The 8,578-nt window shown below is 64.5% G+C and carries 6 protein-coding genes; 3 read left to right on the plus strand and 3 right to left on the minus strand.

From position 1 onward, the window contains the following. The 3 genes from ACLP9N_RS33995 to ACLP9N_RS34005 all read right to left on the minus strand — a co-directional run. On the minus strand, nucleotides 1-750 hold a 750-nt coding region (locus tag ACLP9N_RS33995), incomplete at its 3' end, for an NAD-dependent epimerase/dehydratase family protein (RefSeq protein WP_442411508.1). Between the two features lie 129 nt (nucleotides 751-879). Next, nucleotides 880-3,075 carry an acyltransferase family protein gene (locus tag ACLP9N_RS34000; RefSeq protein ID WP_442411504.1) on the minus strand — a complete coding sequence of 732 codons (2,196 nt, stop codon included), beginning with the start codon at nucleotides 3,073-3,075 and terminating at the stop codon, nucleotides 880-882. A gap of 290 nt (nucleotides 3,076-3,365) precedes the next feature. Further along, entirely contained in the window at nucleotides 3,366-5,570 is a 2,205-nt protein-coding gene (locus ACLP9N_RS34005) for an acyltransferase family protein (RefSeq protein ID WP_442411505.1), read from the minus strand. 323 nt (nucleotides 5,571-5,893) lie between these two features. On the opposite strand from ACLP9N_RS34005, the gene ACLP9N_RS34010 reads away from it, so the two are divergent. The 3 genes from ACLP9N_RS34010 to ACLP9N_RS34020 form a co-directional block, all read left to right on the plus strand. Further along, nucleotides 5,894-7,030, plus strand: a complete 1,137-nt coding sequence (locus ACLP9N_RS34010; RefSeq protein ID WP_442411506.1) for a class I SAM-dependent methyltransferase — start codon at nucleotides 5,894-5,896, stop codon at nucleotides 7,028-7,030. Nucleotides 7,031-7,368: 338 nt separating this feature from the next. Beyond that, nucleotides 7,369-8,103 (plus strand): class I SAM-dependent methyltransferase, encoded by a 735-nt coding sequence (locus ACLP9N_RS34015; RefSeq protein ID WP_442411509.1) that lies wholly within the window; start codon nucleotides 7,369-7,371, stop codon nucleotides 8,101-8,103. A 173-nt stretch (nucleotides 8,104-8,276) separates the two neighbouring features. Next, on the plus strand, nucleotides 8,277-8,578 hold a 302-nt coding region (locus tag ACLP9N_RS34020), incomplete at its 3' end, for a glycosyltransferase (RefSeq protein ID WP_442411507.1).

Here is an 8,578-nt window from a genome sequence, read left to right on the forward strand (position 1 = left end):
GTCGCGCACGATCCGGCCGTCTTCGTAGACCTCCAACCGGCGTTGCTGGCGCGCCAAACGCGCGAAGAGAGCGACTATTCCGGTGTATGAGTTGGTCAGCGACTGGCCCGGCCCGTAGACATTCTGCAGACGCAGCACACTGAGATGGGCGTCATGGGCGGCGGTCCACGCCGCCAACATGTGCTCCTGCGCGAGCTTGGTCGCGGCGTAAATGTTGGTAGGCCGGGGCTCCGTCCGGCTTGAGCAGCTCGGAAGCGGCACCGCAGGTTCGCCCGTGGGCCCTTGTGGATCCCAAATACCGGCCAGCAGCTGAGCGTGGCTGCGCGGCCGCGGATAGAAGGTTCGTGTTCCGCATTGCCAAGCGCCCTCCCCGTAGACGGCTCTCGAAGAAGCCAGGACGAGCTGGTCGGGCACGTGTGCTGAGCGGCTCAGGGCGTCAAGAAGTTGAGTCGCTCCCACCACGTTTACCGAGCCGTGGCGCGTTGCCTGGGAGAGCGACTGCGCCGTTCCCGTCTCGGCCGCCAAATGGACGATCTGGGAAGGTCGGAACAGCCGAAGCACAGCATCCCAGTCAGGGGCATGGGCGACATCGCCGGTGAACAATCGCACGGATGGCGGCAGGTCGATCGCTGCATGTTCGCCGTGCACTTGCGGGTGCAGGACGTCCATCACAGCGACGTCATAACCAGCTTTGACAAGACGGCGCGTGAGCGCGGACCCAATGAATCCTGCCCCGCCAGTGACGAGCACGGATGTTGACAAAAGCCGACGCCTCCGGTTCCTCTCTGGGGTGCTTACCCTGATGATTGCCGGCGCCGCTGTGGCGCACTTCTCTGGTGTGGGGCTTCGCTAAGTCCACAGTCAACAATCTGCAGCATGTCAACCGTGGGCGAGCGCGCGGTCGGCCAGCGCCCCGATTACCGGTGCCAACATCCGGGAGTATTCGAGCGTCAGGTGCTCCCAGTCGAAGTACACCAGGGTGTTGCCGACGATGACCGGGCAGCGGTCAGCGGTGCAGAACAGCTCGGTGATGTCGGCGTATTGTCCGCCGCCGGCTTTGGTGGCGGCGGATTCAGCTGCAATGCCGGGCTCGTTCACCGCGCTCGACCTTGGCGGTGAGCAGGCCGTCGCGTCATCGAGGTAGCCGGACAGGCAGATCGGCACATATGAGTGCGGATCCGGGATCGGCCCGAGCACCAGCACCTGCGCACCAGTGCCGCGCAGCTGCTGCGCCAGGCGGGTCAGGCTGTCGATCCACGCCGGGTCGTAGGACGTGAAACGTGAAGGCCAACCGTAGCGGGCACCGTATCGGCGCATCACGCTGAGCACGACCAGCCGCGGGTGCTCGGCGCGCAATCGGGCGAGGACCTGACCGCGCCACTGCTCACACTCGGTGTACTCCCGGTGAAGGTCGGGGCTGAAGATGGGCAGGTCTAGCAATGGGCAGCCCCCCTTGCTCAGGGTCTCTAGCCGCCAGTGCCGCTGCACGGCGATCTGCTGGAAAGCCGGATTCCACATCGCGGCATTCGAGTCGCCGACTAGGGCCACCGTCGTCGTCGAGGCGGTATCGCCCGCCGTGCACTCAGGCTGTCCGCCTTGGAAACCGCGCATGCAGTCGCGGAGGAGGATGGCCTTCTGTACCTTCTGTTCGGCTGCCGCGTTGGCAAGCGGGGGGTCCAGGTTCGACGGTACGGCTTTCAGCTCGGCCGATGCCGCGACCGCGGCCTGCACCTGCGCGAACGCGTGCTGCACCGCCGCGTCGTAGTCGTCAATGTCGGAGCCGGTGGGGGGAGGCGATGCAGCGATGGTCAGCGCCGCAGCCGGCGCGCCGCGGCCGACCGGGGTAGGCACCCATATCAGCAGCGCCACGCCCACAGCGACCGCTACCGCGGTGGCGACACCGCCCAGCGCGAGACTGCCCAGTGGAGACCGGCGTATCGGAGCGGCGAATCGCAACGGGTTCTCGATGAAACGCAGGGTGAGGACCGCCAGCCCGCTGGAGACCAGGGCCGCTGTTAACCTGCCGGCCAGCCCGAGCGGGTGGCCGAGCAATGCCGGTGCGAGCACCAGCACCGGCCAGTGCCACAGATACCACGAGTACGACACCCGGCCGATCGCGCGCATCGGCGACAATGCCAGGACGCGGCCGCATCCCTGAGACGGTGCGGCACAGCCGGCGCCGATCACCAGCGCCGCGCCCAGCACGGGCAACAGTGCGGCGGTACCCGGATACAGCGTGGTCGGGCTCAACCGGGTGCAGGCCAGCAGGATCACCCCCACCCCTGCCCATCCCACGATCGCGGCAGCTAGTGGCGGTAGTCGGCGCCACTGGCCGGCCGTGAGGGCCACCAGGCCGCCGACGGCCAACTGCCAGGCCCGGGTAGGGAGCGAAAAGAACGCCACAGAAGGCACCACATACGTGACCACTAGCGACAGCGCGAACGACACGGCCGTGACCAGCGCAAGGACCACCAGATACGGGCGCTCCGAGGAGGTGGCATGGGCCCTGGTGCGTCGACGCGCACGCCGGATGAGCCACGCCGTCCCGATGATCATGGGCGGCCACACCAGATAGAACTGCTCCTCTACGCCCAACGACCAGTAGTGCTGGAACGGCGAGGGCGGCAGGTGGCCGCCGAAGTAGTCGACGCCTTGCAGAGCGAACCGGTAGTTACTGACATACAGTGCACTGGCGATGCCGTCACCCATGACGGTCTGGGCCTGCAATGGAGGTAACAGGACCGCCGAGCCGATCGCGGTGATGACGCCTACCGTGGCCGATGCGGGCAGCAGTCGGCGGGCTCGCGCCCCATAGAAGCGGCGCAGCCCGACGGTGCCGGCGGTGCTCACCTCGCGCCAGAGCAGCCCGGTGATCAGGAAGCCCGAGATAACGAAGAACACGTCCACGCCGACGAACCCACCGCCCACACCAGGTACGTCAGCGTGAAAAAGGACAACGGCCACCACCGCCACGGCGCGCAAGCCCTCGATGTCCGGGCGAAACCCCGTCTGTGCCGAGCGCCGACCCTGCGCCCCTTCGACAGGGCTAACGCTGTCCGCCTGGCGCAAGGTCACCTACTTAGTAAGAGGACGCGGTCTTCGAATAGCGGCATTATCACATTCGGCAACATCGAAAGGGGTGGTTTCGGGATCGGATACGTTTTCGAATCCACGCTGGTCACGGTTCCTTGCCAACGGTTCCTTCAGCGAGTCCAGCACGTCGATCTCGCCGGCGTGCGCTGCCGCGATCAGGGCCGTCCGGTCGACGGCAGGGGGTTGCTCGCGCCGATGGTTGCCGGCGTCGCCGTGGCGCACTTTTCTGGTGTGGGGCTTCGCTAAGTCCACAGTCAACAATCTTCAGCATGTCAACCGGGGGAGAGTGCGCGGTCGGCCAGCGCCCCCATGACCGGTGCCAACAGCCGGGAGTATTCGATCGTCAGGTGAGCCTCGTCGATGTAGACGAGGGTGTTCCCGACGATGACCGGGCAGCGGTTTGTGGTGCAGAACAGTTCGGTGAGGTCGGTGTATTGTCCGCCGCCGGCCTTGGTGGCGGCGGACTCAGCCGTGATGCCGGGTTGGTTCACTGCGGTCGACCTCGGCGGCGAGCACGCCGTCGCGTCATCGAGGTGGCCGGACAGGCAGGTCGGCACCGACGTGTGCGGATCCGGAGATGGCCCGAGCACGAGCACCTGCGCACCGGTGCCGCGCAGCTGCCGCACCAGGCGGGTCAGGCTGTCGATCCACGCCGCGTCATAGGACGTGAAGCCTGACAGCCAACCGTTGCCGCCGCCGGAACCATAGCCTCGCCACAGGCCCACCACGATCAGGCGTGGGTGCTCGGCGCGCAAACGGGCGAGGATCTGGCCGCGCCATTGCTCGCAGTGTTCAAAGTGTTCGACCAAGCCACTGAACAGATGGTTGGTGATGGGCAAGTCCAGCAATGGGCAGGCCCCCTTGGCCATGGTTTCGAGCCGCCAGTGTCGCTGGGTGGCGACCTGCTCGAACGCCGGATTCCACATTGCGGCATGCGAGTCGCCGACCAGGGCCACCGTCGTCGTCGAGGCGGTATCGCCCGTCGCGCACTCAGGCTGCCCGCCTTGGAGAGGCTCGCGCAGGCAGCCATTGAGCAACATGGCCTTAAGTTCGGCCTCAACGCCAGCAAGCGGCGGGTTCAGGTTCGAGGGGACGGCTTGCAGCTCGGCCGATGCGGCGACCGCGGCCTGCAACTGCGCGAACGCGTGTTGCACCGCCGCGTCGTAGGCGTCGACGTTGGAGCCGGGAGGGGGAGGCGCCGCGGTGATGCTCAGCGCCGCAGCAGGCGCGCCGCGGCCGACCGGGACGGGCACCGTTACCAGCAATACCACCCCTACGCAGGCCGCCATCGCGGTAGCGGCACCGCCAACCGCGAGACTGGCGAGGGGAGAGCGGCGCAGGGGAGTGGCGAATCGCAACGGGTTCTCGATGTAACGCAGCGTGAGCATGCCCAGCCCGCCGGACACGAGGAGCGTTGCCAACCTGCCGGCCAGCCCCAGCGGGTGGCCCAGCCATGCCGGGGTGAGCACCAGCAACGGCCAGTGCCACAAGTACCACGCATATGACAGCCGGCCGATCGCCCGCATTGGCGACACTGCCAGGATGCGGCCGCATCCCTGTGTGGGTGTCGCACAGCCGGCGCCGATCAACAGCGCCGTGCCCAGCACCGGCAACAGCGCGGCGAAACCCGGATACGGCGTGGCCGTGCTCAATTGGTTGCAGGCCAGGAGGATCGCCCCCAGCCCTAGCCATCCTGTGATCACAGCAGCTCGTGGCGGTAGTCGACTCCACTGTCCGGCGGTGAGGGCCACCAGGGCGCCGGCGGGGAAGTCCCACGCCCGGGTGGGCAGCGAAAAGTACGCCACCGCGGGCATGACGTAGGTGACCACCAGCGACAGCCCGAACGAGATGGCCGCAATCAGCGTAAAGACCATCAGATACGGGCGTTTCGACACGGGGGCACCGGGCTTCGTGCGCCGGCGCAGACGCCGGATGAGCCAGGCGGTGCCGATGATCAGGACCGGCCACAACAGATAGAACTGCTCCTCGACGCCCAAAGTCCAATAGTGCTGGAACGGCGACGGCGGCAGGTGCCCGCCGAAGTAATGGACGCCTTCTGCAATGAACCAGAAGTTCGGGACGTACAACGCGCTGGCGATGCCATCACAAATGGCTCTGCGGGCCTGCAACAGAGGTAACAGGTAAGCCGAGGCGATCACGGTGACGACGCCGACCGTGGCTGCCACCGGAAGCAGTCGGCGGGCCCGGCCCCCATAGAAGCGGCTTAGCCGTAGGGTGCCGGTGGTGCTCACCTCGCGCAAGAGTTGCCCGGTTATCAAAAAGCCCGAGATGACAAAGAACACGTCCGGGCCGACGAACCCACCACGCATACCGGGCACCTCAGCGTGAAAGCCGAAGATGGCGAACAAGGTGATGGCGCGCAAGCCCTCGATGTCCGGGCGAAATTCCTTGTGCTGCGAGCGCGGCCTCTGCACCTCCTCGGTAGGGCTAACGCTGTCGGCCTGGCGCAAGGTCACCTACTTGGTAAGAGGACGCAGTCTTCGAACCGAGGCATTATCACACACCTGTTCAGCGGATTGGGTATGTTGGCGAATCATTACGTCATCGTCGTCGGCGCGGGAGCCCATGGCTCGTTGGGCTGTCAAAGAGTTGACGGAAGGCGGCCTGAAGGTTGTCCTGTTTGAGGTGGGAACCGGACGTCGCCCAATGACTTTCCTGCCAGCGCAGAGGTGCGGGCGATTGTGGTGGCCGCGTCAAATCAGCGATTCAGAGCCGGCAGGTTCAGTGCCATGCCGAGGTAGTTGAGGCCTAATCTAGCCGAGAACCTGGAGGTGAACCGGTGAGCGTAGTCGATAGTCCGACAGTGGATAGTCCAGCAGTGGATCGGACGAATCTTCACCGCATATGGAAAGCGATTCTCATTGGCATCGTGCTCGGTGTGGCTGCGGCATGTTACTTCCTGCCGGTTCTCTTGGTCGCGCTTGGCGTACTTCTACTGTTCCTTCTATTCGCACGCTTGGTTTATCAGGGTCGCGACCGCTACATTCCAAACTTATATGCTAGGGACATCCGGGTTTATGACGACGCATATCGCTCGTTTATCGGCCGCACGCTTTCGGATCTGCGTCGGCGCAGGATTCGAGGCCACACGCTATTATGGGAAGCGTCGCACCTGGCGAGACCAAACCGGCGGGATTCTGACGAACTACTGCTTGATCTAGGTGTCTGGCTCGGCTGGTCGACCAGGCTCATATTTGATGCTTGCGGCCGCACGGTATACGGTTTCGACACGTTTTCGGGCCTCGTTGAAGATTGGCAAATCGACGACCAGATCGTCATCAAGCGTGGAACATTCTCACTATCAGAACCGCTCGCACAGCGTTTTGTTCGGGACACCGGTGTGAGCCTGTACGACGGGGTGCCTGACGCGCTCGGTCGCAAGGTTCAGTTTATCAGGGGAAGCACCTTCGAGACGTTGGCCCCATTCTTGGCCGGCCGACCGGACGCCCCAATCATGCTTTTCCACATGGATTTGGATACATATGAGAGTTGCCTGCATGCGCTAGAAACCTGCAAGTACCGCTTTATCGAAGGATCCATTCTTGTCTTCGACGAATTCCTCGTCACCAATGCCGAGATGCGGGCGTTCTTTGAGTTTCAGAGCCAGTACGACCTGGAATGGCGATACCGGGTTTGGGGCCTCGAGATGATGGAGATGAATGTCGAGATGGTCGTTGCGCGTTGGAGGCGCGTGACCTACTACCTGCTCTGGATTGCAGGATTTTGGTTGATGGGGGACGGTAGCTATGTATGGAAATTCTATCGCAGGCGGTTTTGGCGATTTTGGTTGGGCGCACCGATAGGCGATATCCTTTTCATGCTGGGTGCTGCTGGACAACGGAAGTCGGTTAGCCTTGAGATCACCGGTCTAGGTAAGCTTGACCGGGCCCGCCAGCATTACCGAGACAACGGATGACTGGCACTCCCTTGGATTTACGCCGCGAGGTCTGCCGAAGCTCGATCGGTATTCTGCGGCCGCTCTGCTCGTTCGTACATCCGACGAGGAGGGCAACATCCTTGACATGCCTGCCAACCGGAACCAACTTGGTGCAGCTTCCACACCCCGCATTCCCCAGATCAGAGGACGAATGGGGGGGCAAACGAGGGCGGGTTTCCGTACCCCCAACGAACCTGCGCGAGACGCGCAGGAAGGCGGAGCCGAACCGAGACGGTTCTCGGCGTGCGGGCGTAGCCCTTGTCAGAGGTGCCCTTAGTGGAGAGGATCGTCGCGTGAACATCAACAACGGGCTGGTGATGCTGGCGGACGCTTTGCCCGGTATGAACCGGATCAAGGCCGTGCGGCGGGCGCTCGACGGGCGGGTGAACCGCGTCTATCTGGAGATCGGTGTTTCACGGGGACAGGCGTTCCAGCACATTAGCGCCGATGAGAAGATCGCCGTCGACCCGGCGTTCAAGCTCCCGGAGCGCACTCGCGCTCTCGCCGACGCGAAGGCCCGCGTCACCCACTACTTCGAGATGACCAGCGACGACTTCTTCGCGAACGAGGCGGCCTTCCTCGAGCAGCGCGGCATCGACGTCGCCCTGATCGACGGGCAGCACAGCTATATGCAGGTCGTGCGGGACGTCGAGAACACCCTGCGCTACCTGCGCGACGACGGCGTCATCGTCCTGCACGACTGCAACCCCCCCTTCGCCTTGGCCGGCCGCCCCGCGGCCTCGTGGGACGACTTCGTCGCGCAGCAGCGAGGGCCACTGGTGATTGGTATATGGACCGGTGATGTCTGGAAGGCGATCGTCCATCTGCGTAGCGTTCGGGACGACGTGCGCATCGCGGTGCTGAAGTGCGACATGGGCGTCGGGATCGTCCGAAAAGGACATCCGGATTCGCAATTGTCGTACTCGCCGGCGGAGATTGAGGCGCTCGATTACAAGGATCTCGCCGCCGACCGCAAGCGCTTGCTTAACCTGAAGCCGCCCCGGTACCTGGGCGAATTTCTCGGTGAGAGCGCCGGATCTCCCCAGAAATAAAGGAGCTGCGCGGCGCCAGGGTCAGGTGTTGCCGGCCGCTTGCCCAATACTTCTGGATTCCAGGTGCATAGCGGGGGATCGGGTTATGCTGCCGGGCGGCTGAGCCGGGCGTCTGAGGCCGCCGCTTTCATTTCGCAGAACCCGCAGGGAAGAGTGAAGGACTAGGGCCCGCGATGAAATTTGTGCTGGCGAGCTGGGGAAGTCGCGGCGATGTCGAGCCCAACCTCGCTGTCGGTCGTGAGCTGGCGCGCCGCGGGCACGACGTGTGCATGGCCGTCCCGCCGGACCTGGTCGGCTTCACCGAGGCGGCTGGGGTTACGGCGGTCGGCTTCGGGCCGGAGGCGCAGTCCATTCTGGACGCGCACCGCGACTTCTGGACGTGCTTCTTCAGCCACCCCTGGAGGATCCGGGATTTAGTCAGGTCGCGGCTTGAGATTGCGGGGCCCCTCCTCCGGGGTTGGCAGGAGATGAGCAC

The sequence above is a fragment of the Mycobacterium sp. genome (assembly GCF_052144515.1).
Taxonomy (GTDB): domain Bacteria; phylum Actinomycetota; class Actinomycetes; order Mycobacteriales; family Mycobacteriaceae; genus Mycobacterium.

What these genes read in the sequence shown, in the direction of transcription:
- ACLP9N_RS34015 (WP_442411509.1), top strand. Translation starts at nt 7,369, where the DNA reads ATGCTGGCGGACGCTTTGCCCGGTATGAACCGGATCAAGGCCGTGCGG.